This window comes from Pararhizobium capsulatum DSM 1112 (genome assembly GCF_030814475.1).
Taxonomy (GTDB): Bacteria; Pseudomonadota; Alphaproteobacteria; order Rhizobiales; family Rhizobiaceae; genus Pararhizobium; species Pararhizobium capsulatum.
The window spans coordinates 4097935-4123546 of record NZ_JAUSVF010000001.1; the positions used below are offsets into that span (position 1 = coordinate 4097935).

18 protein-coding genes and 1 tRNA gene are annotated in these 25612 nt (G+C 59.3%); 12 read left to right on the plus strand and 7 right to left on the minus strand.

The features are described from left to right. Positions 1–20: 20 nt before the first annotated feature. Positions 21–497 carry an Hsp20 family protein gene (locus QO002_RS19745; RefSeq protein ID WP_307232764.1) on the minus strand — a complete coding sequence of 159 codons (477 nt, stop codon included), beginning with the start codon at positions 495–497 and terminating at the stop codon, positions 21–23. A gap of 451 nt (positions 498–948) precedes the next feature. Between QO002_RS19745 and QO002_RS19750 the strand changes: the two genes are divergently transcribed. Beyond that, on the plus strand, positions 949–1956 hold the full coding sequence (locus tag QO002_RS19750) for an alpha/beta fold hydrolase (RefSeq protein ID WP_307232766.1): 1008 nt from the start codon (positions 949–951) through the stop codon (positions 1954–1956). Here QO002_RS19750 and hisN read toward each other — a convergent pair whose 3' ends face one another. Both hisN and QO002_RS19760 read right to left on the minus strand, forming a co-directional pair. Further along, a complete protein-coding gene (hisN, locus tag QO002_RS19755; protein WP_307232768.1) occupies positions 1957–2730 on the minus strand; it encodes a histidinol-phosphatase in 774 nt (257 codons plus the stop codon). A 430-nt stretch (positions 2731–3160) separates the two neighbouring features. Next, entirely contained in the window at positions 3161–4045 is an 885-nt protein-coding gene (locus QO002_RS19760; protein WP_307232770.1) for an N-formylglutamate amidohydrolase, read from the minus strand. Between the two features lie 194 nt (positions 4046–4239). Here QO002_RS19760 and cpdR1 point away from each other — a divergent pair, with 194 nt between their 5' ends. The 3 genes from cpdR1 to ilvD all read left to right on the plus strand — a co-directional run bounded on the left by cpdR1 (position 4240) and on the right by ilvD (position 7103). Continuing rightward, entirely contained in the window at positions 4240–4602 is a 363-nt protein-coding gene (cpdR1, locus tag QO002_RS19765; protein ID WP_307232772.1) for a response regulator CpdR1, read from the plus strand. Between the two features lie 108 nt (positions 4603–4710). Then, a tRNA-Val gene (locus QO002_RS19770) sits at positions 4711–4785 on the plus strand. A gap of 473 nt (positions 4786–5258) precedes the next feature. Beyond that, positions 5259–7103 (plus strand): dihydroxy-acid dehydratase, encoded by a 1845-nt coding sequence (ilvD, locus tag QO002_RS19775; protein WP_307232774.1) that lies wholly within the window; start codon positions 5259–5261, stop codon positions 7101–7103. 219 nt (positions 7104–7322) lie between these two features. Here the strand turns inward: ilvD and QO002_RS19780 are convergent, their stop codons facing one another. The 4 genes from QO002_RS19780 to QO002_RS19795 all read right to left on the minus strand — a co-directional run bounded on the left by QO002_RS19780 (position 7323) and on the right by QO002_RS19795 (position 10696). Then, a complete protein-coding gene (locus tag QO002_RS19780; protein ID WP_307232776.1) occupies positions 7323–8525 on the minus strand; it encodes an OpgC family protein in 1203 nt (400 codons plus the stop codon). Between the two features lie 141 nt (positions 8526–8666). Next, a complete protein-coding gene (locus QO002_RS19785; RefSeq protein WP_307232778.1) occupies positions 8667–9641 on the minus strand; it encodes an alpha/beta hydrolase in 975 nt (324 codons plus the stop codon). A gap of 160 nt (positions 9642–9801) precedes the next feature. After that, a complete protein-coding gene (locus QO002_RS19790) occupies positions 9802–10203 on the minus strand; it encodes a VOC family protein (protein ID WP_307232780.1) in 402 nt (133 codons plus the stop codon). 46 nt (positions 10204–10249) lie between these two features. Next, on the minus strand, positions 10250–10696 hold the full coding sequence (locus tag QO002_RS19795; protein ID WP_307232782.1) for a MarR family winged helix-turn-helix transcriptional regulator: 447 nt from the start codon (positions 10694–10696) through the stop codon (positions 10250–10252). Between the two features lie 71 nt (positions 10697–10767). Between QO002_RS19795 and QO002_RS19800 the strand changes: the two genes are divergently transcribed. The 8 genes from QO002_RS19800 (at position 10768) to glgB (ending at position 25595) form a co-directional block, all read left to right on the plus strand. Next, the gene (locus QO002_RS19800; RefSeq protein ID WP_307232784.1) at positions 10768–11499 is read left to right on the plus strand and encodes a DUF899 domain-containing protein; all 732 of its coding nucleotides are present in this window, start codon (positions 10768–10770) and stop codon (positions 11497–11499) included. Positions 11500–11617: 118 nt separating this feature from the next. Beyond that, positions 11618–12397 carry a VOC family protein gene (locus tag QO002_RS19805; RefSeq protein ID WP_307232787.1) on the plus strand — a complete coding sequence of 260 codons (780 nt, stop codon included), beginning with the start codon at positions 11618–11620 and terminating at the stop codon, positions 12395–12397. Positions 12398–12586: 189 nt separating this feature from the next. Then, positions 12587–15919: a transglutaminase family protein gene (locus tag QO002_RS19810; RefSeq protein ID WP_307232789.1), complete on the plus strand. Its 3333-nt coding sequence runs from the start codon at positions 12587–12589 to the stop codon at positions 15917–15919. 5 nt (positions 15920–15924) lie between these two features. Next, complete coding sequence (locus QO002_RS19815; RefSeq protein ID WP_307232792.1) at positions 15925–18339, plus strand: circularly permuted type 2 ATP-grasp protein; 2415 nt, start codon at positions 15925–15927, stop codon at positions 18337–18339. Between the two features lie 77 nt (positions 18340–18416). Further along, positions 18417–19295 (plus strand): transglutaminase family protein, encoded by an 879-nt coding sequence (locus QO002_RS19820; RefSeq protein ID WP_307232794.1) that lies wholly within the window; start codon positions 18417–18419, stop codon positions 19293–19295. Positions 19296–19467: 172 nt separating this feature from the next. After that, positions 19468–20700 (plus strand): vWA domain-containing protein, encoded by a 1233-nt coding sequence (locus QO002_RS19825; protein WP_307232796.1) that lies wholly within the window; start codon positions 19468–19470, stop codon positions 20698–20700. 234 nt (positions 20701–20934) lie between these two features. Further along, a complete protein-coding gene (locus QO002_RS19830; RefSeq protein ID WP_307232798.1) occupies positions 20935–23400 on the plus strand; it encodes a glycogen/starch/alpha-glucan phosphorylase in 2466 nt (821 codons plus the stop codon). Further along, positions 23397–25595 (plus strand): 1,4-alpha-glucan branching protein GlgB, encoded by a 2199-nt coding sequence (gene glgB, locus QO002_RS19835; protein ID WP_307232800.1) that lies wholly within the window; start codon positions 23397–23399, stop codon positions 25593–25595. The genes QO002_RS19830 and glgB overlap by 4 nt, the downstream gene beginning before the upstream one ends. Positions 25596–25612 lie beyond the last annotated feature (17 nt).

Here is a 25612-nt window from a genome sequence, read left to right on the forward strand (position 1 = left end):
TCCTAATTGCTTGACCGGCCTTAGTTGGCCGCACCCTCGATCTGGGTCGCTTCGATCTGCTTCGGCTGCGAGGCCGCGGCGACGATGTCGATCCGGCGGGGCTTTGCAGCTTCCGGGATCTCGCGCAGGAGATCGATATGAAGCAGGCCGTGCTTCAGTGAAGCGGACTGGATCTCCACGTGGTCGGCAAGCTGAAAGCGGCGCTCGAAGGCACGCTTGGCGATACCGCGATAGAGGAACTGGTTTTCGGCGGCTTTTTCGTCGCTCTTCTCACCCTTGACGGTCAGCGTGTGCTCGCGTGCTTCAATCGAAAGTTCGGTTTCGTCGAAGCCCGCAACGGCCATGGTGATCCGGTAGGTGTTATCGCCCGTCCGCTCGATGTTGTAGGGCGGATAGGTCTGCGACTGGTCGGGCTGACCCAGACTGTCGAGCATGGTGAAGAGGCGGTCGAAACCGACGGTGGAGCGATAGAGAGGGGAAAAATCAACGTGACGCATGGTGTCCTCCTGAAAGAGCAACTGTTGTGCGATCTTGATCCCGTCACCCCGAATGCGGCGATGGCGGAACCGGTGAACGGGCCCGTCTTCGGCGCCCGTGGAATGAAGATGGGAATGCTTCCTTTCGGGTTCAAGACCTCCCGCGCGATCGTCAAAATCCTTTCATAAACGCAGGATGAACGGCCGGTTGCGCCTACGTTCAGCTAGAGGGGAATAGAACCGCAGTATCGGATCAGCCAAGGCGGTGCGGGCGGTGAACGTCCCTTCTCCCGACCTTCCCGCCAAGGCCCCCGACCCCATGGCCGGAAGCGGTACATCCAGTCCCCCACCGTTTCCGGCCCTTTTTTCTTTGACGCCACCGGGGGTGCCGGCCTATCCCTCTAGATCTAAACGATATCGAAAGCCGATTGACGGAAACTTCGTCGACTGAGCTGCCAATCAGCGGATACCGATGACAACCATCCTGCACCCCACGAGCGACAATCCGATCCCCGCCGGCAAGGTGCACGGCCACACGGTCAGCTTCTTCGAGGGAGCGGCGGGACGCAAAATTCGCTACGCAATCTTCCGCTCGGACGCGCCCGTGGCAAAGGGGACGGTGGTTCTGCTGCAGGGGCGCAACGAGTCGATCGAGAAGTATTTCGAGACGATAGGCGAACTGCTTGAGCGCGGCCTCTGGGTCGCGACCTTCGACTGGCGCGGACAGGGCGCTTCGGATCGCGTTCACAAGGTCATCCGCCGGGGCCATGTGCGGCGCTTCTCGGACTATGAGCAGGATCTCTCCACCTTCCTCGAAAGGATCGTCCTACCGGACACCCGCCTGCCCTTCTTCATGATTGCCCATTCGATGGGTGCACTCGTTGCCCTGTCGCAGGCGCCTTATCTCGCAAGCCGCATCGATCGGCTTGCCTTGCTTGCCCCCTTCGTGGAGCTTGGCGGCCAGGCCGTCGGTCATCGGACGATCGGATTTCTTGCAGCCGTGGCCACATGGTTGGGGCTTGGTTTCCTGCCGCTGTCACGCGACAAGGGCTCCCTTCCCTTCTCCCGCAATCTTCTGACACACGATCCGGCCCGTTTCGCCTGTAACAACGCTATTGTCGAAGCCCAGGCCGGTCTTTCGCTCGGCCCGCCTTCCGCGCGGTGGCTGCATGAAACCTTCAAGGCGATCCGACGCGTTTCGCAACGCGAGCACCTCACCCAAATCCGGGTGCCGACGATCGTGCTTGCGCCGACACAGGACAGGCTTGTCCCATACATCGCCGTGGAACGGCTCGCCCGCAACTTTCGCGCCGGACACCTCATTCCGATCGATGGAGCTCGGCATGAACTGCTGCACGAGAGCGATCGCTATCGCGCCCAGGCCATAGCCGCGATTGAAGCATTCATTCCCGGCAATAGCCCCGACATAATCGACGACATCGTCGGGGATGAAACGATGGAAGCCTCTATCGAATATTGATCAGGCGTTGAGGATTTCCAGGACCTGCGCATGCAGCGCCGGGTCGCCGGCCGCGATCACCTCGCCACCCATTTCCGCCGGACCGCCCGCCCAGTTGGTGATCACCCCGCCCGCCTGCTCGATCAGCGGAATAAGACCGCCGACGTCGTAGGGCTTCAAGCCGGCTTCGATCACCAGATCGATATGCCCGCCTGCCAGAAGCGCAAAGGCATAACAATCGCATCCATATCGCGACAGACGAACGCGGCTCTCGACGTTGTCGAAGCGACGCTTGATATCGCCGGAAAAGAGATGCGGCGAGGTGGTGAACATGATCGCCTCGGAAAGAGCGTCGCAGGCACGTGTGGCCAGCGTCTTCTCGCCTTCGGGGCCGCGGTAGATCGTGCGGTGGCCATCGGCAAAATAGCGCTCTCCGGTAAAGGGCTGGTCCATCAACCCCATGATCGCCTCGCCATTCCGGTAAAGTCCGATCAGGGTGCCCCACACAGGCAGGCCCGAGATGAACGCTCGGGTCCCATCGATCGGATCGATCACCCAGACATGCTCGCGGTCGAGACCAACGCTGCCATATTCCTCGCCCAGAATACCATGCTCAGGAAACGCCTGCCCGATCAACGCGCGAATGGCTGCCTCCGCGGCGCGGTCGCCCTCGGTTACTGGATCAAAACTCGCCGCTTCCTTGTTGGCAACGCTTATTCCGGTGCGAAAGCGCGGCAGGGTTTCCGCACGGGCAGCGTCGGCAAGGCGGTCGAAAAAGTCGCGATCGGGCAGCATGAGACCTCGTAAACAGGGAGGACAGCGCCGCAGCGCGGCGGCGGGGAAGGCCGAAATGGCCGTTAAAGCCTGTTTAGTGCAGTTTTTTTGAAAAAAGAAGAGCGGACGAAAATCAGCAGAATCTTCTCTGCTTGCCGCGAGTCAGGCGCAAGAGTCAGTCGGATTTGTTGAAAGCACATTCAGAAATTCAAAAATCTGTCACATGAGGACAGTTTTCGCGCATTTTCCTGATTCATCGCCCTTGCGCAGCGCAGCATTGTGGCTGAAAAGCGGCTTGACAATTGTGCGCTGCAATATTAACTTTTTCATACAGTCACTTGTGGCTGTAAATACCCTCCTTGGGTGTTTCCTCCCTAGACTTCAACCGCGCCCAGTGCGCGGTTTTTTTTGCTTTCACGGGCAAAGAATAGGTGGGGAAAGGCGCGGATTTCTACTCTGCAGCCAGTGCCGTGCTATCGGCATATTTTTCGACATAGAGCGAAAAGGCCGACAGGAAGCTGCGAAGCGTCGTCGCAAACAGGGAAAACTGCGGTTTCTTTTCCAGCGTTGTCTCGTCGACGTAGAGCGAACGATTGATCTCGATCTGAAGGGCATGCAGCCCGCGCGCCGGTCGACCGTAGTGCTCGGTGATGAAGCCGCCCGCATAGGGCTTGTTGCGAGCAACCGAAAAGCCAAGCTCCTCGAGCAGGCTGACTGCCGCTTGGGACAGGTCCGGCGACAAGCTCGTTCCGTAACGATCGCCGATGATGAAATCCGGCCTCTGACCGCTCCCGGCGACACGAATATTGCCCGGCATCGAATGGCAATCCACCAAGACGGAAAGCCCGAACTCTACGTGAGTACGGGCAATCAGCTTGCGAAGGCAGGCGTGATAAGGCTTGTAGATGGTCTCGACCCGATCCAGCGCCTGCTCGACCGGCAGGCGACCCTTGTAGATATCCATGTTCTCCGCGACCAGGCGGGGCACCGTGCCGAGACCACCCGCAACACGAATCGAACCGATATTGGCATAGGGCGGCAACTGGCCATCGAACATCCGCGGATCGAGTTCATAGGGCTCGCGGTTGACGTCGAGAAACGCCCGCGGAAAATGCGCCATCAGAAGCGGCGCGCCAAGATCCGTCACACAACCGAACAGCTCATCGACATAATGATCTTCGGAACGGCGAATCGACAATGCATCGAGCCGGGACTGTTCCAAAAAGGCACGGCTGTATCTGCGGCCGCTGTGCGGCGAGTTGAAGACAAAGGGAATACGCTGGATTTCCGGCTCGCGAACCTCGAACAGATCGTTGTCGCTGTCGTGCTCGCTCATGGGAGCCCTTTTACCATGTCATCATGTTGCAGTTTCATGTATGTTGCCAGCAGACGGCAACTGTGTCCATAGTTGCCACCTGACGGTTGCGTGGGGCTTGACCCGCGCTCTTCACCGGATATTTACCCATCAGCGGTTTCATGGTGCAACCGCGCATCCTGATATCTCGACGCTCAAAGCAACGGCTTAAATATATGAATCCCAAAATCCTTCTTGCCGAAGACGACAACGACATGCGCCGCTTTCTGGTCAAAGCACTGGAAAAGGCTGGTTACAAGGTTATGTCCTTCGACAATGGCGCAAGCGCCTATGACCGTCTGCGCGAAGAGCCCTTCTCGCTGCTGCTGACCGATATCGTCATGCCTGAAATGGATGGCATCGAACTGGCCCGCCGCGCCACTGAACTCGACCCAGATCTCAAGGTCATGTTCATCACCGGCTTCGCCGCCGTGGCGTTGAACCCCGATTCGAAAGCCCCGAAGGATGCGAAAGTCCTCTCCAAGCCCTTCCACCTTCGCGACCTCGTCGACGAAGTGAACAAGATGCTGGCCGCCTGATCCCGGTAAAACCGGGCTTTGGCATGACCGTGAAATTTCCTGTCAGAAAGCGCAAAAAAGTCTATTGACGCGCCAAAGGGTTTTGTGGTCTATGCGCCGACATCGGATGGGCGTGTAGCTCAGCGGGAGAGCACTACGTTGACATCGTAGGGGTCACAGGTTCAATCCCTGTCACGCCCACCATCCAGTTTCAAAGGCCTTTCGAGAGATCGAGAGGCCTTTTGCTTTTCCGGGCAAGCCGGAATGATACCGGGACCGCTCAGTCATTCAGCTCTGTTGTCAGCATGCCAGCCAACGTAAAAGCCCCTCTCCCGTGGCTTGAAGAGGGGGCTTTAGATAAAGGGCTTGGTGATAAAATAGCCAGTCCTAGCAAAGTGCCTGGCAGATCGAACTGACCAGAACTACCCCGCCGGCGCATCCCCCAAATGGGGGTAGCCGACATGATTTTGCCTCAAATCGGGCTCTGCGTGACACAAATCGACAAAAAACTCGTGCTGGAAGCCCCCCCCTCATGCAAATAAATAAGCCGCATGCGAGACTACCGAACGAAATATTGTTTCGGAAACAGTGACGCATACGCAGTTTTGCGCTATGGACCAGCGCTCGCGATTTAGGGATCGCAGATCAATCTCCGTCGAAGTTCAAGGAAGACGACCATGCCAGCCTATCGCTCCCGAACCACCACCCACGGCCGCAACATGGCCGGTGCGCGCGGCCTCTGGCGCGCGACGGGCATGAAGGACGAGGATTTTGGCAAGCCGATTATCGCTGTCGTGAACTCATTCACACAGTTCGTGCCCGGCCATGTGCATCTCAAGGACCTCGGCCAGCTCGTTGCGCGCGAAATTGAAGCCAATGGCGGCGTCGCCAAGGAATTCAACACGATCGCCGTTGATGACGGTATCGCCATGGGGCATGACGGCATGCTCTATTCGCTGCCATCGCGCGAAATCATCGCCGACAGCGTCGAATACATGGTCAATGCCCACTGCGCCGACGCCATGGTCTGCATCTCCAACTGCGACAAGATTACTCCCGGTATGCTGATGGCCTCGCTGCGCCTCAATATCCCTGTCATCTTCGTCTCGGGCGGCCCGATGGAAGCCGGCAAGGTCGTGCTCTCCGACGGCAAGATTCACGCATTGGATCTGGTCGATGCGATGGTCGCCGCCGCTGACGACAAGATGAGCGACGAGGACGTCAGGGTCATCGAGCGCTCCGCTTGCCCGACCTGCGGTTCGTGCTCGGGCATGTTCACTGCAAACTCGATGAATTGTCTGACGGAAGCGCTTGGCCTCTCCCTGCCCGGCAACGGATCGACGCTCGCAACCCATTCGGACCGCGAAAAGCTGTTCCTTGAAGCTGGCCGCCGTATCGTTGGCCTCGCCAAGCGCTATTATGAAGCCGAAGACGTAACAGCCCTGCCGCGCACGATCGCTTCCAAGGGTGCTTTCGAAAACGCCATGGCGCTCGATATCGCCATGGGCGGCTCGACGAACACCGTTCTGCACATTCTCGCCGCCGCCCATGAAGGCGAAGTCGATTTCACCATGGACGATATCGACCGTCTGTCGCGCAAGGTACCGTGCCTGTCCAAGGTCGCGCCGGCCAAGGCCGACGTGCATATGGAAGACGTGCACCGTGCCGGTGGCATCATGGCGATCCTAGGCGAATTGAACCGTGCCGGCCTGCTCAACGCTGACCTGCCGACGGTTCATTCCGATACGCTTGGCGATGCGCTGTCCAAATGGGACATCGCGGTCACCGACAACCCGGCCGCACTTGAGCTTTTCAGCGCGGCCCCCGGCGGCATTCCGACCCAGGTCGCCTTCAGCCAGAGTGCACGCTGGAAGGAACTCGACTTCGACCGCGAGAAAGGCGTCATCCGCGATGCCCAGCATCCCTTTTCCAAGGATGGCGGGCTTGCCGTTCTGAAGGGCAACATCGCGCTCAATGGCTGCATCGTGAAGACGGCGGGCGTGGATGAGTCGATCCTGAAATTCTCGGGCCCTGCCCGCGTCTTCGAAAGCCAGGATTCGTCAGTCAAGGCGATCCTTGCAAACGAAGTGAAGGCCGGCGACGTCGTCGTCATCCGCTATGAAGGCCCGAAGGGCGGCCCGGGCATGCAGGAAATGCTCTATCCGACGAGCTACCTGAAGTCGAAGGGTCTTGGCAAGGCCTGCGCACTGATCACCGACGGCCGCTTCTCCGGTGGCACGTCCGGCCTTTCCATCGGCCACGTTTCGCCTGAAGCCGCCAATGGCGGCCTCATCGGCATCGTGCGCGAAGGCGATATGATCGACATCGACATCCCGAATCGCACCATCAGCCTGCGCGTCTCTGAAGAAGAAATCGCAGTCCGCCGCACGGAACAGGATACCAAGGGCTGGAAACCGGTCGAACAGCGCAAGCGCAAGGTGACGACGGCACTCAAGGCCTACGCCGCCTTTGCGACCTCCGCCGACCGTGGTGCCGTGCGCGATCTCGGCGACTTCGGCTGATAGCCAACTATTTTCCTGAAACGAAAAGACCGCATCTGGCGCCAGATGCGGTCTTTTTATTTGCGAGGCTTAGGACCAACCGACAATCAGTTCAGGCCGTGGCGAAAATGGTGATTTTCTGCGACCCGGAGCGCAACCTACCTAAAGTACGTGAGCACCGGAAGCGCAGGAAAGCGCCATTTGCAGCCCGGCATGGCTGATTGCCGATTGGTCCTAGCGTCAATTGCCGCCAGCAGGCAGTGTCGCCTTCTGCGGCGGCTTGTTGATCCAGTTGTCCCGCTCGCGCCACAGGGCCGGAAGGGCAAGCGTTGCCACGGCAAAGAGCGCGATCAGTGTCTTTTCAAGTTGGCTGAACATCGGTGTCTGCTGATCGACGTAATAGACGCCGTAAACGATCGCGACATGCCAGACATAGACATGCAGCGAATGGCGTCCAAGAAGCCGCAGGAAGCTGAGGGTAAAGACCCAGCGCAGGGCAGCTGCAATCTTCTGGACGGCAACATGACCATGCTTAGGACCGGCAACGATAAGCCAGGTCACAAGAAAGGCCGCGGCCGGGAAGCTCACGAGATAGACAAGGCCGAAATCGGCACGCACTTCCATGGTTGCAAACTTGGAGAGTACGGTTTCCGGCATCAGATCGTGGGCAGTCAGGATACGCAGCGGCAGGAAGAACAGGAGAAGGCCCGCCGCAATCTTTGGGAAGAACGTCTTTTGCGGATCGAAAACCCTTGCCCAGTCGATCGCCTTGGATGATGTCAGCACGCCGAGCACGAGGCCGGAGAAGAATACGATCTGCCAGCCGAGCAGGTTGAAACTGACACGGATGCCTTGCTTGTCCGGTCCCATGATCCAGTTGTTGACAGGATCGGTGACAAGGCGCTGCAGGCCAAGCTGGCCGGCGAGCCACAGCAGCAAGGATACGGCCATGACCTCTGCCCAGCGGCCTTTCAGGCAGAGCCAGATCACCGGCGGCGCAAACAGCATGTAGACGACATATTGCGGCAGGATATCCATGAAGGTGGGCTGGAACAGGAACGTCGCAACCGCGGCGAGGCGCAGCGGATCATCGAAATTCGTCGAGCCAAGCCAGTTGGACCAAGCCTGCGGCGCATGCGGCAAAACCAGCGCGACGGCAAGAACCGCAATCACGATGCCCATTGCATATTTGTAAAGCTCGAACGCACGGGCGGTCACGCGCTCGCTGCCCGCGAAATAACCGTCCTTGATCATCTTGCGGCTATAGACCATGCCGACAAGCAGGCCGGACAGGAACACGAAGCCCTGCGCATCCTCGACAAAGGCGAGCTGGTTGTGATTGACGAACAGCAACCAGTACCCGCCGGCAAAGACGAGATGGTTGATCAGCATGAAGACGAGGAAGTAACCTCGCATGCCATCCATGATTTCATAGCGTTTCATCGCGCCATCCCATCGGCAATTTTTAACCGTTTAAAGGGTAGGGCGCGTGGATGAACCGACAATGAACGGGTTGCTTATGGCTTTTCCAATTGAAAAACCAATTATATTAGTGTCATAAAACTGTTATACAGCAAATTGGCGTCACTGTTTCGCCACAATCTCGCCCGTTGCCCATTGTTTGTCGATAAATTTCAGTACATCGACAATCTGCGTGCGCCACAACTTCCAGACATGATCGCCATCGGTGATGCGCAGCTCAGCCGTGCGGCCGTTGGCCTGCAGCATGTCGTAAAGCGCAATGGCGCCGCGCCAAAGACGGAAACCATCGTCGTCGCCACAGGTGAGATAGGTCGGCGGCAGTGATCCACCCTTCTCCACCCGACGGGCAACGATGGTGAAGATGTTCTCGTCATTGAAGATATGCGCGTTGAACGGCGTCCCGAACGACCCCGAGAAATGATCCCCTGTCGATGGCAGGACGATGCCTGCGAGAATGGTCTCCGGGTTGACCTTGTGGAAGAACATGGTGTCGTGGATGAGCTTCAGGTCCGCCGGCGTCGTGGCGAATTGTGACTCTGGGATATTGTGCCAGATTGCCCCGGAAAGACTGGCAACGGAATCGTAAAGATCCGGATGACTATAAGCGAGACGAAGCGCCCCGTAACCGCCCATGGAAAGGCCTGCGATCGCGCGGCCATCTCGGTCCTTGCGCACGGGCAGGCTCGCCTCGATCTGCTTGCGTAGATCGGTGGTTATGGCCGTCTCGTAGTCGCCGGGTCCGCCGGCAAGACCGGAATCGACGTACCAGCTGTTTTTGGCTGCCGGCATGACGACGACGAGCGGCTTGATGGTGTGGGCGGAGATCATACGATCGAGCGTCGGCCGGATATCACCGAGGTCGCGCCAGCTGTTCTGGTTTCCGCCGTGGCCGTGCAACAGATAAAGCACCGGCCAACCCTCCAACGGTGGACGGCCATCGGGAATATAGACATTGACCTTGAGGTCGGCATCCAGCGCGGCACTTTTGAACGTGGCGTCTCGCAACTCGCCTGCCAAGGACAGGGATGGGGCAACAAGCAGGACGAGAAATACAAGCAAGGGCTTCAGCCGGTGCATGAGGCAAGCGTCTCCAGGGGTTGCAGCCGGGTTCGACACGAACCTATCAGCCTAAGGCCCGATGGATCAAGATTCATCGGGCCTCCCATGCATCCTCAATTCTCGCCATTTCTCAAGGGTTGTCGATAGAAACCACCATTACCGCAGCGCGCGAATTCAATCAGGCGGACGGCGCCTGAGGCTCCATATAGGAGAGCTCCCAGACATGGCCGTCGGGATCCTGGAAGCTGCACCCGTACATGAAGCCATAATCCATCACCGGCAGCCATGACTTGCCGCCGAGTTCGAGCGCCCTGGCGAGCGTGTCATCCACCTCCTTGCGGCTTGAAACCGAGAGGCAGGTCAGCACTTCCGTCCCCTTAGCGGTGTCGCTCACCTCCCCCGCCAGGAAACCCTTGAAGCGGTCTTCATGCATCAGCATGACGAAGATGTTCTGCTCGACGACCATACAGAGCGTCGATTCATCGGAATATTCGGGGTTGAAGCTGAAACCCAGCCCGCTGAAGAACGCTTTCGATCGCGCCACATCCTTGATCGGAAGGTTCACAAAAATCATCCGCATGCGCAGTCTCCTCCTGCCGGTGTCCGAAATCATGAAAAGGAAATGTTCAGGCCAGGGCCATGAGATCGGTGCGGAGCCTGCCTGGAATGCCGTCGCCCAGGGCCGCATCGACCTCGGCATGAGTCTTCGTCCAGATCGGCATTGCCTGCGACAACAGCGCATGACCTGCCGGCGTCAGCTTCATGCGGCGCTGGCGGCGATCTTCGCGATCCACAATGATCGTTACCAGGCCGCGCTTCTCCAGCGGCTTCAATGCCGCCGTCAACGTCGTGCGGTCCATGGCCAGCAAATGGGCCACGGGCGCCATCGGCGGCGGCTCGGGTCTGTTGAGCGACATCAACAGGGAAAATTGTCCGTTGGTGAGATCAAGGAACCGCAACGCTTCATCGAACTTGCGTCCGAGGGCCCGTGCGGCGCGCTGCACATGGAGACACAGGCATGTGTCGCGAACATGAAGGGTCGCCTCGAAAGGAATCACGATATGCTTTGACATGGGAAGATAATGTTGATATCAACCTATTTAGTCAACGGGAACGAAACGTGATTTCTGAGGAGGAATGACCGATGTTGAGCAATCCAGTTGTATCGCGGGAGGAGTGGCTTGAAGCGCGCCGCAGTCTACTCGCCAAGGAGAAGGAAGAAACCCGGCTGCGCGACAAGATCCGCGCCGAACGCCAGGCCATGCCATGGGTGAAGGTGGACAAGACCTACACATTCGATACGCCGACGGGCAAGAAGACACTGACGGATCTCTTCGACGGGCGTAGCCAATTGATGATCTATCACTTTATGTTCGGGCCTGACTGGGAGGCCGGATGCCCCGGCTGTTCGTTCCTTGCCGACCATCTCGGCGGTACGCTGCCCCATCTCAACAACCACGACGTAACGATGGCCGTTGTATCGCGTGCGTCCCTCGAAAAGATCGAAGCCTACAAGAACCGCATGGGTTGGCATTTCCCCTGGGTTTCGTCCTATGGCAACGACTTCAACTTCGACTACCACGTCTCCTTCACCAAAGAGGAACTCGATTGCGGCAAGGTGTTCTACAATTTCAACGAAGTCCCAAGTGAAGAGGCCCATGACGAACTGCCCGGCATGAGCGCTTTCTACAAGGACGAGAACGGCACGATCTATCATACCTATTCCGACTACAGCCGAGGCGGCGAGGAAATCCTCGCGACGTTGATGATTCTCGATCGCGCACCCAAGGGCCGCAATGAAACATCTACCCTGAGCTTCGTGAAGCGGCATGATGAATATGAAGTGCCGGCCCAGGCGCAGTCCTGCTGCGCCTGATCGCCGAACAAACGTCACGAAACGACAATAGCCTGTTTTACCGAAAGAGACCGGCGGAGCCGCCTTCCGCCGTGCAACGCTATTCATTCCTGTAATCGCAACATGGAGGAGCATCATAATGCAGGACGCCCATGGAACGTTCGTCTGGTACGAACTGATGACGACTGACACTGGAGCTGCGAAGGCTTTCTACACTGAAGTAACCGGCTGGAGCGCAAAAGATTCCGGAATGCCGGGGGTCGATTACACGCTGTTTTGCGCACCGAGCGGCGAACAGGTTGCAGGCCTCATGACGATGCCCGAAAGTGCATCGAAAACCAACATTCCGCCAGCCTGGCTTGGTTATATCGCCGTCCATGACGTCGATGGCTCCGCCGCCGAAGTCACCTCCAATGGCGGTACGGTACACCGTGCGCCGGATGATATTCCGGGTGTTGGTCGCTTTGCAGTGGTCAGTGATCCGCACGGCGCAGTGTTTGCGCTTTTCCGCGGCCTTGAGGGCGACACGCCGCCCACCGCCCCCATGGGTACACCAGGCTTCATCGGTTGGAACGAGCTGATGGCAGGCGACCTCGAAACTGACTTCACCTTCTATTCAGCCCTGTTCGGGTGGAACAAGGGTGAAGGGATGGATATGGGGTCGATGGGGGTCTATCAGATTTTCGGCAAGGGCGAGGCGATGTTTGGCGGTATGATGACCAAGCCCGCGACCGTACCTGCACCGCCTTTCTGGACATTCTACATCGGCGTCGATGCGATAGACGCGGCAATCGAGCGACTGACGAAGGCTGGCGGCAAAGTTATCAACGGTCCGATGGAAGTTCCAGGCGGCGCCTGGATCGTCCAGGCCATGGATCCGCAAGGAGCAGGCTTCGCTCTGCTGGCGCCAAAACGCTAGGTCCCCGCCTCAGGCATTACCAGCCAGCCGGGCGGCAGACCTCCGCCGCCCGGCAACTTTCCTGTCCTGCCCGCGACAGCTTTCCCGCCGCATTTACGGCAGAGGGAATTCCCGCCTTGCAATCTCTCTTCGCATTGCACAAACTTGCGGAAATGACGGCAAAGACCGTCGCGAGGGGTAAAGAACTGCATGGCGATCAAGGCTGCGATCTATCATCTCACCCACTATCAGTATGACAAGCCGGTCCGTCTCGGGCCACAAATCATCCGGCTCAAACCGGCCGCCCATTCCAAGACGAAGGTTATCAGCCATTCGCTGCGTGTTTCCCCCGCCAATCATTTTGTGACGCTGCAGCAGGACCCGTACGGTAACTACCTCGCCCGCTATGTCTTTCCCGATCCGGTGACGGAACTGAAGGTCGAGGTCGATCTCGTCGCCGACATGACGGTGTATAACCCCTTCGATTTCTTCATCGAGGAAGAAGCCGAAACCTGGCCCTTTGAATATGCGGAAGAAATTCGCGACGACCTGAAGATCTACATGAAGGCTGAGCCGGCCGGGCCGGCGCTGCAGGCCTATCTCGACCAGATCGACCGCACGCCCGAGCGCACGGTGGATTTCATTGTTGGCCTGAACGCGCGGCTGCAGCAGGCGGTCAACTACGTGATCCGCATGGAGCCGGGCGTCCAGACACCGGAACAGACGTTGACACTGGCGCTCGGTTCCTGCCGCGATTCCAGCTGGCTTCTCGTCCAGATTCTGCGTCATCTGGGTCTCGCCGCCCGTTTCGTCTCCGGCTACCTCATGCAGCTTGCACCCGATCTCAAGGCGCTCGACGGCCCCTCCGGCACCGAAGTCGATTTCACCGATCTGCATGCCTGGTGCGAGGTCTATATTCCGGGCGCCGGCTGGATCGGGCTTGATCCGACCTCTGGCCTGCTCACCGGCGAAAGCCACATCCCGCTTGCCGCCACGCCGCATTTCCGCAACGCCGCCCCGATCTCTGGCGGCCTCTATGGCGATGCAAACACGACTTTCGCCTTCGACATGAAGGTTTCGCGCGTCGCCGAGCACCCGCGCATCACCAAGCCGTTCTCGGACGAAAGCTGGGAGGCGTTGAATGCGGTTGGCGATTATGTCGATCGGGTTCTGCACGGCGCCGATGTGCGCCTCACCATGGGTGGGGAGCCGACATTTGTCTCCATCGATGATTTCGAATCGGGGGAATGGAACACCGACGCTGTCGGGCCAACAAAACGCGAAAAGGCCGATGAACTGATCCGGCGCCTGCGCGAGCGTTTCGCGCCCGGCGGCTTTCTCCACTATGGTCAGGGCAAATGGTATCCCGGCGAAAGCCTGCCGCGCTGGACCTTTTCGCTTTACTGGCGCAAGGACGGCAAGCCGATCTGGCACAATCCCGACCTGATCGCCGCCGAAGGCAAGGACACCCAGGTGACCGCCAAGGAGGCGGAGGCCCTGATTGCCGGTATCGCCGCGGAACTCGATATCGAACAGGATATGGTCATCCCCGCCTTCGAGGATCCGGCCGAGTGGATCATCAAGGAAGGCAGCCTTCCCGAAAATGTCGATCCGTCCAATTCCAAACTGGAAAGCCCGGAAGAACGCGCCCGTATCGCCAAGGTGTTCGAGCGCGGGCTGACGACCCCGACCGGCTATATTCTGCCGGTACAGGCATGGAATGCGAAGGCCGATGGCCAGAAATGGATTTCCGAGAAATGGCGCACCCGGCGCGGAAAGATATTCCTGATCCCCGGCGATAGCCCGATCGGCTTCCGCATGCCGCTCGGCACCCTGCCCTACGTGCCGCCATCGCAATATCCGTATATTCATGAGGCCGATCCATCGATCGAGCGCGACGACCTACCCGACTATGGCGCACCGGCGCGTGCGCTGGCGGAAGCATCAAGAAAGGCCGCTGCGGAAGCGCGCCAGAAACGCGTCGAGCAGGTGCTTGAGGCAGCGAATGCCGACATTCGTGGCGCAGTGCGCACCGCCATGAGCGTGGAACCGCGCGATGGCCGGCTCTGTGTGTTCATGCCGCCGGTCGAGCGGATCGAGGATTATCTCGACCTGATCGCCGCCGCCGAAAAGGCTGCGGCCGATCTCGGCCTGCCGATCCATATTGAAGGTTATTCGCCGCCACAGGACGAACGCATCAACGTCATGCGCGTCGCCCCCGATCCCGGCGTCATCGAGGTCAACATCCACCCCGCCTCCAACTGGAAGGACTGCGTCGAGATCACCACGGCCATCTACGAGGAAGCGAGGCTCACGCGCCTGGGCGCCGACAAGTTCATGATCGATGGCCGCCACACCGGCACCGGCGGCGGCAACCATGTCGTCGTTGGCGGCAACAATCCCAACAACAGTCCGTTCTTGCGCCGCCCGGACCTGCTGAAAAGCCTGATTTTGCACTGGCAGCGCCACCCGTCCCTGTCGTACCTTTTCTCCGGCATGTTCATCGGCCCGACCAGCCAGGCGCCCCGCATCGACGAAGCGCGCCACGACACGCTCTACGAGATGGAAATCGCGATGGCGCAGGTTCCACTGCCCGGCATGGCGCAGGCGCCCCTGCCGTGGATGGTGGACCGCCTGTTCCGAAATCTGTTGACCGACGTTACCGGCAACACCCACCGCTCGGAAATCTGCATCGACAAGCTGTTTTCGCCGGACGGCCCGACCGGCCGCCTCGGGCTCGTGGAATTCCGTGGCTTCGAGATGCCGCCGAATGCCCGCATGAGCCTTGCCCAGCAATTGCTGGTGCGTGCCCTCATTGCCCGCTTCTGGCAGAACCCGGCCGATGGCGGCCTCGTTCGTTGGGGCACGACCCTGCACGACCGCTTCATGCTGCCGCATTATGTCTGGCAGGATTTCCTCGACGTGCTTGCTGACCTGAGGAGCAATGGCTTCGACATCAGGTCCGAGTGGTTCGAGGCGCAGCTTGAGTTCCGTTTCCCCTTCTGCGGCGAGGTCGAATACGAAGGCGCCAAGCTGGAACTACGACAGGCGCTCGAGCCCTGGCACGTCATGGGTGAACAGGGCGCTGTCGGCGGCACGGTACGCTATGTCGACAGTTCGGTCGAACGCCTGCAGGTCAAACTCGAAACCGCCAATCCCGAACGCTATACGGTCGCTTGCAACGGCCGGCCAATGCCGCTCAGAGCAACCGGCGCATCGGCCACGGCGGTTGCTGGCGTACGCTACAAGGCCTGGCAGCCGGCGTCCGGTTTGCATCCCGTTCTACCTGTTAACACACCGCTTACATTCGATATTTATGATACATGGTCGAGGCGTTCGATCGGCGGCTGCATCTATCATGTTGCCCATCCGGGCGGACGCAGTTACGACACGTTCCCGGTCAACGGCAACGAGGCGGAGGCCCGCAGACTGGCGCGTTTCGAGCCCTGGGGGCACACCCCCGGTGGTTATCCCCTCACCCCGGAGACCATATCGAAGGAGTTTCCCCTGACGCTCGATCTCAGGCGTCCGGCAGGGTTATAGGCATAATGGCAAACAAGCAGACCATCGAAGCGGCGACACAGAAAAACCGGATCACAGATGATCCGGTTTTCGGCTATAGGGCCCTGCCCGGCATCGCCGATGAAATGGTCGATATCAACGGCAATGTGCGGCCGGTCTGGCAACAGTTGCTCGCCAATATCGGGCGCATGGACGAGACGGAGCTTTCCAACCGTTTCGCCCGCGCCGATCGCTATCTGCGCGATGCAGGGGTTTTTTACCGCGCCTATGGCAGCAAGGAAAACTCCGAGCGTAGCTGGCCCCTGTCGCATGTGCCCGTCATGATCGATGAACGGGAGTGGTCGGCTCTCAGCAAAGGACTGGTGCAGCGCGCCGACCTTCTGGAGCGATTGGCCTCCGATCTCTACGGCCCCAATCGGCTGGTGGCCGAGGGTATTGTTCCTCCCGCACTTGTCGCGGGAAATCCTGAGTTCCTGCGCCCGATGGTGGGGGTAAAACCCGCCGACGGTCATTTCCTGCACTTCTGCTCCTTCGAGATCGGCCGCGGCCCTGACGGCAACTGGTGGGTTCTCTCTGATCGCACCGAAGCCCCTTCCGGCGCCGGCTTCGCGCTTGAAAACCGGGTGGCAACCACACGCGCCTTTTCCGATCTTTATGCCGAAACCCATGTGCATCGTCTCGCCGGCTTTTTCGGCGCTTTCCGCGACATGCTGCAATCGCGCAAGCGCCATCCGGACGACCGGATCGCCGTGCTTTCGCCGGGCCTTGCCAACGAAACCTATTTCGAACACGCCTATATCGCCCGTTATCTCGGCTTCATGCTGCTTGAGGGTGAGGATCTCACGGTGCTCGACGATCGCGTCATGGTTCGCACCGTTGCGGGGTTGAAGCCCGTCGGCGTTCTCTGGCGCCGGCTGGATGCCGCCTTCGCCGACCCGCTGGAACTCAACCAGGGATCCCACATCGGTACGCCCGGTCTTGTAGAAGCGCTGCGGGCCGGCTCCGTCACGATCGTCAACGCATTGGGTTCGGGTATCCTCGAAACGAGGGCTTTTCTGGCATTCATGCCCGTGATCTGCCGGCAGTTGCTGGGTGAGGATCTGCTCCTCCCAAGCATTGCGACATGGTGGTGCGGCCAACAGCCGGAACGTGATCACGTTGCGGGCAACATCGAAAAGATGGTGATTGGCCCTGCCTATTCGACGCGGCCTTTCTTCGACGACAACGCCCAATCCGTTCTCGGCTCGTCGCTGCGCGATACCGCCAAGCTTTCAGTCGCTGACTGGTTGAAGACCGATGGTGCCAAGCTTGTCGGCCAGGAAGCCGTTACACTCTCCACAACACCCGCCTGGATCAACGGACGGCTAACCCCGCGACCGATGAGCTTGCGCGTCTACGTCGCCCGCACGCGCGACGGCTGGCAAGTCATGCCCGGCGGCTTTGCCCGCATCGGCAGCGGCGCAGATGCGGCCGCCATCGCCATGCAGGCTGGCGGTTCGGCTGCCGATGTGTGGATCGTCAGCGACAAGCCGGTAGAACGTACGACGCTGTTGCCGCCGGAGGAAAACTTCATCCGCACCATGCCCGGAAGCTTGCCGAGCCGGGCGGCCGACAACCTTTTCTGGCTCGGCCGCTACATCGAGCGGGCGGAAGGGGCGCTGCGCATCCTGCGTGCCTGGAATGGCCGCTTTGCCGAGACGGCAGACAGCGGCATGCCGCTGCTCAAGGATATCTCGACCTATCTCGCGGCCCTCGACATCGACACCAAGCAAGCGGTTCCCGACAGCCTGGTCGCCAATATCAACAGCGCGCTCTTCAGCGCCAGCAACATTCGCGACCGCTTCTCTGCCGATGGCTGGCTGGCACTCAATGACCTCGCCAAGACAGCGCGCAAGTTCCAGGCAACGGTGGAAGTCGGCGATGACGCGACCCACGCGATGACCGTTCTGCTGCGCAAGCTCGCAGGCTTTGCCGGTCTCGTGCACGAAAACATGTATCGCTTCACCGGCTGGCGGTTCCTGTCGATCGGCCGCTATCTGGAACGCGGATTGCACATGACCCGGCTTCTCGGCCACATGTCAGGCGAAGACGCGCCGGACGGAGCCTATGACATGTTGCTCGAAATCGGCGACAGCGTCATGACCCATCGTCGACGCTACAACGTCAACACTGCGTCCCTCACCGTGACGGACCTTTTGGCGCTCGATCCGCTCAATCCGCGCTCGGTGCTCTACCAGTTGAACGAGATCAAGACGGAAGTCGAGCAACTGCCCAATGCCTACGGTAACGGCCAGATGTCGTCCTTCTACCGCGAGGCTATGCGCCTGCATGCGGGGCTTGCCGTGATGACGGCGGACGGGATGAATGGGACGGTTTACAAGAAGCTGGAACAGGAGCTCGAACGCTTTTCCGATATTCTTGCCCGGACGTATCTCGGCTGAGCCTTACGTTTCCGGCACGATTCCGCTTGTCGAGGGAATCGGATAGGTTCGCCGCACACAGGTCACCCAGGACATTCATGCTCTACGACATCAACCTCACGATCACGTACACCTACGAGGTTCCAGCTTCCGGCGGCCGCCACGTCGTCCGCGTTCTCCCCCTTTCGTTGCCCAATCGTCAGCGGCTCGTGGCGGGAACCGTGAGCTTCAAACCGGCTCCTGAGGAACGCAGCGACAGCGTCGATTTCTTTGCCAATCCGGCAACCTCGATCGTCTTTCGATCCGCCCACGACAAGCTGGTGATCCGCATGCAGGCACGCGTGCAGCTTGACATCCAGCCACTTACCGCCGATTTTTCACCACCGCTTTCGGATTTTCCCGCCGAGATCGCCAATATCTGGTCGACCGCACCGGACTCCCCCCACCACTTTCTCGGTCAAAGCCCCCTGCTTCCCGAGGATCCCTTGATCGCCGCATATACGCTTTCCATCGTCAAACCCGGCATGACCATCCGCCAGATTGCCACCGCAATCTGCGAGCGCATCCATCGCGATTTCACCTATGACCCGAAGGCGACGACGGTCGAGACCCCGCCTCGCGAGGCCTTCAAGCTGAAGCGCGGCGTGTGCCAGGACTTTACCCACGTGATGATCACGGCGCTGCGAAGCCTCGGCATTCCCGCCGGTTACGTCAGCGGTTTCCTGCGCACCATCCCGCCGCCCGGCAAGGAGCGGCTTGAAGGGGCGGATGCGATGCACGCATGGGTCCGTTTCTGGTGCGGGCGCGCGGAAGGGTGGATGGAACTCGACCCGACCAATAATATTTTTGCAGGCGCGGACCATATCGTCGTCGGCCACGGACGTGACTATAGCGACGTCGCACCGGTCATCGGTGTGCTGAAAAGCTACGGATCCCATGAGACGGAGCAGGCCGTCGACGTGCTGCCGCTCGGCTGATCCAGAATGGTAGGATGCGCCGTCTCCTTTTCGCACAGGCGAGTGCGGCGAGGGTCCATACTTTCCGAGTATTGCAGGCTATTGCATAAAATTTGAGCGAAATCGCAAACGAGGTCGAAAGTTTCGGCTGCTAATTTACGCCCATCGGCAATGAATTCCGTGGGTGAACATGATGTTGAAGCAACCAAAAATCAGGATTTCCGGCGCGCGACTGTTGAGCGACCGAAAGGGCAATTTTGGTATTATGGCTGCGATTGCGCTGCCGGTTATCCTTGCAACAGGTGGCGTCGCCATCGACGCGACCAACCTCATCATGGCCAAGAACCACCTGCAGGACGCGACGGACTCTGCGGCTCTGGCCGCCTCGTCCGCGCTCGTCAACCAGAACATCTCGATTGCAGACGCCAAGCTGCTGGCCGCCAACTACCTGAAGGCCCAGATGTATAACTGGAATTCTTCCGGAACAACGGACAAAGAGGCAAAAGAACTAGCCCAGGAGTTTGCGTCAAATACGGCGGTTGACATCAAGGAAGTTGCCGGGCTCGGCAACAACAAGAATTTCTATGTCGACGTCTCGACCAAATTCGATGTCGCGCTCAATCCGCTCACGCAGATCATCGGCCAGAAAACGGCATCCGTCAGTTCGCGCAGCAAATCCGAGGCTTCGACCGAAGCCAAAAACGCGCTTTCGATGTATCTGGTGCTCGATCAGTCCGGGTCGATGGGAGAAAATACCGCGACGGTCAACCCGGACGCCCCGACCAAGCAGGAAAGTTATACCTGCGGCAAGAAGACTTGCGTTCGCACCGTGGATAATTACCTGACAAAGATTGCAGCGCTGAAGCTTGCGACTGCAAATCTGCTGACGCAGCTCAAGAACGCAGACACCACATCATCACTGGTTCGCACCGGTGCCGTGTCCTACAGCTCGAAGATGATGACGCCCACCGCGCTTGCCTGGGGTGTGACCGGCGTCCAGACCTATGTCAATGCGCTGCCGGCCAGCGGCAGCACGGATTCGAGCGCTGCTTTCGCCAAGGCCTATACGGATGTCTCAGCCTCTACTGAGAACACTGCACACAAGAACAAGAACGGCCAGGTCCCGACCAAATACATCGTCTTCATGACAGACGGCGACAACAATTACTACAACAACAAATCCACCAGCACCTCGGGTGACCAGTCGGATACTGCGACCCGGAAATCCTGCGACGATGCCCGCAAGGCCGGCATTCAGGTCTATACGATCGCGTTCATGGCGCCCACCCGCGGCCAGACACTGCTGAAGTATTGCGCAACGTCGACGGACCATTATTTCGCTGCGGAAAATGCCAACGAGCTGTCCGATGCATTTAAATACATCGGTGAAAAGGCGTCCAACATGATGGTCCGCCTGACCCAGTAACGGCCTACTTGCAACGCCTCTCGAAACCGCTCCGGATCACCGGGGCGGTTTTTCATTGTCGGCGTATTCCGGGCGATAGCTATTCACACCGCCTTCGAAAGCGCACGCGCCGGAAATTTCATCCCCTTGAAAACATTTATTGCAAGCGCTTCGCATCGGTGCATAAATTGCTCATATGCTCCGTTGGCGTTCGCCTCCGGTTTCCCGACAGGCAAAAGAAGGAACGATCTTTTCATGGTGAACCGTCAGTCGAATGAGGCGATCCCAAGCGCCGCACCGCGAGCGTCGAGTTCAAGCGTACTGGCACAGGAAATCATCGAGCGTCTGACCTATCGTATCGGCAAGGATCCGAAGGTCGCAAAACCGCACGACTGGCTGACCGCTGCAATTCTCGTGGTACGCGACCGCATCACCGACAACTGGATGGAATCCACCCGGCAGGTTTATGCGACCAACGCCAAGCGCGTTTATTATCTATCGCTTGAATTCCTCATCGGCCGTCTGATGCGCGATGCGGTCACCAATATCGGTCTGATGGACGAATTGCGCGAGGCGCTTGCATCCTTCGGCGTCGATATCAACATCATCGCCGGCCTCGAACCGGACGCCGCCCTCGGCAATGGCGGTCTTGGCCGTCTCGCAGCCTGCTTCATGGAATCCATGGCGACCGTCGATATCCCGGCTTACGGCTACGGTATTCGCTATGTCCATGGCCTCTTCCGTCAGCAGATGGCGGATGGCTGGCAGGTGGAGCTGCCGGAAACCTGGCTCGCCCACGGCAATCCATGGGAGTTCGAACGCCGCGAGAGCTCCTACGAAATCGGCTTCGGTGGCTCGGTCGAAACCGTCAACATCGACGAAGAGATCACCCGTTACGTCTGGAAGCCGGCCGATCGTGTCATCGCCACTGCCTGCGATACGCCGGTCGTCGGCTGGCGCGGCAAGCGGACCAATACGCTGCGGCTCTGGACAGCGCATCCGATCGACCCGATCCTGCTCGACGCCTTCAATGCCGGCGACCATATCGGCGCGCTACGCGAAAGCAACAAGGCGGAAAGCCTCGCCCGCGTGCTTTATCCGGCCGACGCCACGCCTGCCGGCCAGGAACTGCGCCTGCGCCAGGAGTTCTTCTTCTCGTCCGCCTCGCTCCAGGACATTCTGCGGCGCCACCTGCAGCAATATCCCGATTTCACATCGCTGCCCGACAAGGTGGCGATCCAGCTGAATGATACGCACCCCGCGGTCTCGGTGTCCGAGCTCATCCGGCTTCTGATGGATATTCACGGGCTCGATTTCGAAACAGCCTGGGATATCACCCGCCACACATTCGCCTATACCAACCACACGCTTCTGCCGGAAGCTCTGGAAACCTGGCCGGTGCCGCTGTTTGAGCGGCTTCTGCCGCGCCACATGCAGATCGTCTATGCGATCAACGCCAAGATCCTGCGGGAAGCCCGCAAGGAAAAGGGCCTGAGCGACGCGGAAGTCCGCAGCATTTCGCTGATCGACGAAAGCGGCGAACGGCGCGTGCGCATGGGCAACCTCGCCTTCGTCGGCTCCCATTCGGTCAACGGCGTCTCGGCCCTTCACACGGAACTGATGAAGGAGACCGTTTTTGCCGATCTCCACAAGCTTTATCCAGCGCGCATCAACAACAAGACCAACGGCATTACGCCCCGTCGTTGGCTGATGCAGTGCAACCCTGATCTGTTCGGCCTGATCCGCGAATCCATTGGCGACGAGTTCATGGACAATGCGGAGGCTCTGCAGGCTCTCGACGCCTTTGCCGACAAGAAGGACTTCCAGGAAAAATTCGCTGCAATCAAACGCAGCAACAAGGTCAAACTGGCGCAGCTTGTGCAATCACGGATGGGCGTCCGTCTTGATCCGTCGGCAATGTTCGACATCCAGATCAAGCGCATCCACGAATACAAACGCCAGCTTCTGAACATCGTCGAAGCGGTGGCGCTTTACGATCAGATCCGTTCGCACCCCGAGCTGGATTGGGTTCCCCGCGTAAAACTCTTCGCGGGCAAGGCGGCGCCGAGCTATCACAACGCCAAGCTGATCGTCAAGCTCGCCAACGACGTCGCCAAGGTGATCAACAACGACCCATCCGTGCGTGGTTTGCTGAAGGTTGTATTCGTTCCGAACTACAACGTCTCGCTTGCCGAAATCATTGTGCCGGCCGCCGACCTCTCAGAACAAATTTCGACTGCCGGCATGGAAGCTTCGGGAACCGGGAACATGAAGTTCGCGTTAAACGGAGCGCTGACCATCGGCACGCTGGACGGCGCCAATGTCGAGATGCGTGACTGGGTGGGGGAAGAGAACATCAAGATCTTCGGAATGACCGCTGAGGAAGTCGCCAAGGTTCGCGCGGAAGGTCATAATCCCCGCGCCATCATCGAGCAGTCCAGCGAACTTTCGCAGGCGCTGCAGGCGATAGCTTCCGGCGTATTCTCTCCGGACGACCGCAATCGCTTTGCCGGCCTCATCGACGGCCTCTACAATCACGACTGGTTCATGGTCGCAGCCGATTTCGATGCCTATTCCAAGGCACAGCGCGAGATCGACACGATCTGGACGGATACTGGAAGCTGGTATTCCAAGACGATCCGCAACACTGCCCGGATGGGCTGGTTCTCATCCGATCGCACCATCCGGCAATATGCCGGGGAAATCTGGAGAGCTGGATGACTTCCGCACAGAAAGACGCCATGCAGCGCAAACCGGCTGCGGAGGAGATGGCGGCTCTTCTGGCGGGAACCCACGGCGATCCCTTCGCGGTTCTCGGTGTTCATGCCAGCGGCAAGGAATTCATCGTTCGGTGCGTTGTTCCGGGCGCCGAAAGCGTTACGGCCGAGACATTGGCCGGCAAGGAAATCGGCACACTGGAGCGGCTCGACGATGGCGGCTTTTTCCAGGGAACGATTGCCCTGCGCAAGCAGCAGCCCGTGCGTTACCGTGCACGCAATGACGGCGGCGAATGGATCGTCATCGATCCATACAGTTTCGGCCCCGTCCTCGGACCGATGGACGACTACTACATTCGCCAGGGCTCGCATCTCAGGCTGTTTGACAAGATGGGTGCCCATCCGCTAAGCCACGAGGGCGCGGACGGCTTTCATTTCGCGGTATGGGCCCCCAACGCCCAGCGCGTTTCCGTGGTCGGAGATTTCAATGGCTGGGATGGCCGACGCCATGTCATGCGGCTTCGCCGCGATACCGGCATCTGGGAAATCTTCCTGCCCGGCATAGAGCAGGGCGCCATCTATAAATACGAAATCATCGGCAAGAATGGCGAGCTTCTGCCGCTGAAAGCCGATCCCTTCGCCCGCCGTTCGGAGCTTCGACCGAAAAACGCCTCGATGACTGCGGCGGAAATCGACCAGCTATGGGAAGACGAAGCCCATCGCGCGCACTGGGCAAGCACTGACGCCCGCCGGCAACCAATCTCGATCTACGAGGTTCATGCCGCCTCGTGGCAGAAGAGCGATAACGGCGAGATGCTGAGCTGGGACGAGCTCGCCTCGCGGCTCATCCCTTACTGCGTCGACATGGGCTTCACCCATATCGAGTTTCTACCGATATCGGAGTATCCCTTCGATCCGTCCTGGGGCTACCAGACGACCGGGCTCTATGCTCCGACAGCCCGCTTCGGCGAGCCGGAAGGCTTTGCGCGTTTCGTCAATGGCGCCCACAAGGTCGGCATCGGCGTCATCCTCGACTGGGTTCCGGCGCATTTTCCGACCGATGCCCACGGGCTGCGCTGGTTCGATGGCACGGCACTTTATGAGCATGAGGATCCGCGGCAGGGATTTCATCCGGACTGGAACACGGCGATCTATAATTTCGGCCGCGCCGAGGTATTTTCCTATCTCATCAACAACGCGCTCTACTGGGCCGAGAAATTCCATCTCGACGGCCTGCGCGTCGATGCCGTCGCCTCCATGCTCTATCTCGACTATTCGCGAAAGCATGGCGAATGGGTGCCGAACGAGTATGGCGGCAACGAAAACCTTGATGCTGTACGTTTTCTGCAGGCGATGAACCGCGAGGTCTATGGCAGCCATCCCGGCATTCTGACGATCGCCGAGGAATCCACCTCCTGGCCGAAGGTTTCGGCTCCGGTGCACGAAGGCGGCCTCGGCTTCGGCTTCAAGTGGAACATGGGCTTCATGCACGACACCCTCCAGTATTTTTCGCGCGAACCCATTCACCGCAAGCACCATCACAACGACCTGACCTTCGGTCTGCTCTATGCCTTCAGCGAAAATTTCGTGCTGCCGCTATCCCACGATGAAGTGGTGCACGGTAAAGGCTCGCTGATCGCCAAGATGGCCGGTGACGACTGGCAGAAATTCGCCAACCTGCGGGCCTATTACAGCTTCATGTGGGCCTATCCCGGCAAGAAGCTGTTGTTCATGGGGCAGGAATTTGCCCAGTGGCAGGAATGGTCGGAAGATCGCGCGCTCGACTGGAACCTGCTCGAATATCCGATGCATGAGGGTATTCGCCGGCTGATCCGCGACCTGAACGGAACCTATCGCAACAAGGCGGCCTTGCACGCCCGCGATTGCGAAGGCGACGGCTTCGAGTGGCTGATTGCCGACGATCGCGACAACTCGGTTTATGCCTGGCTGCGCAAGGCACCCGGCGAGAAGCTGATCGCGGTTGTCAGCAACTTCACCCCGGTCTATCGCGAAAACTACAACGTTCCGCTTCCCGTCGAGGGACGCTGGAAGGAAATCTTGAACAGCGACGCCGAAATCTATGGCGGGTCAGGTAAAGGCAATGGAGGCGCCGTCAAGGCGATCAAGCGCGGTTCGGGTGCCATATCGGCCTCGATCACCTTGCCGCCGCTAGCAACATTGATACTCGAGCAGGACTGATAGCCCGGTCACGCCAA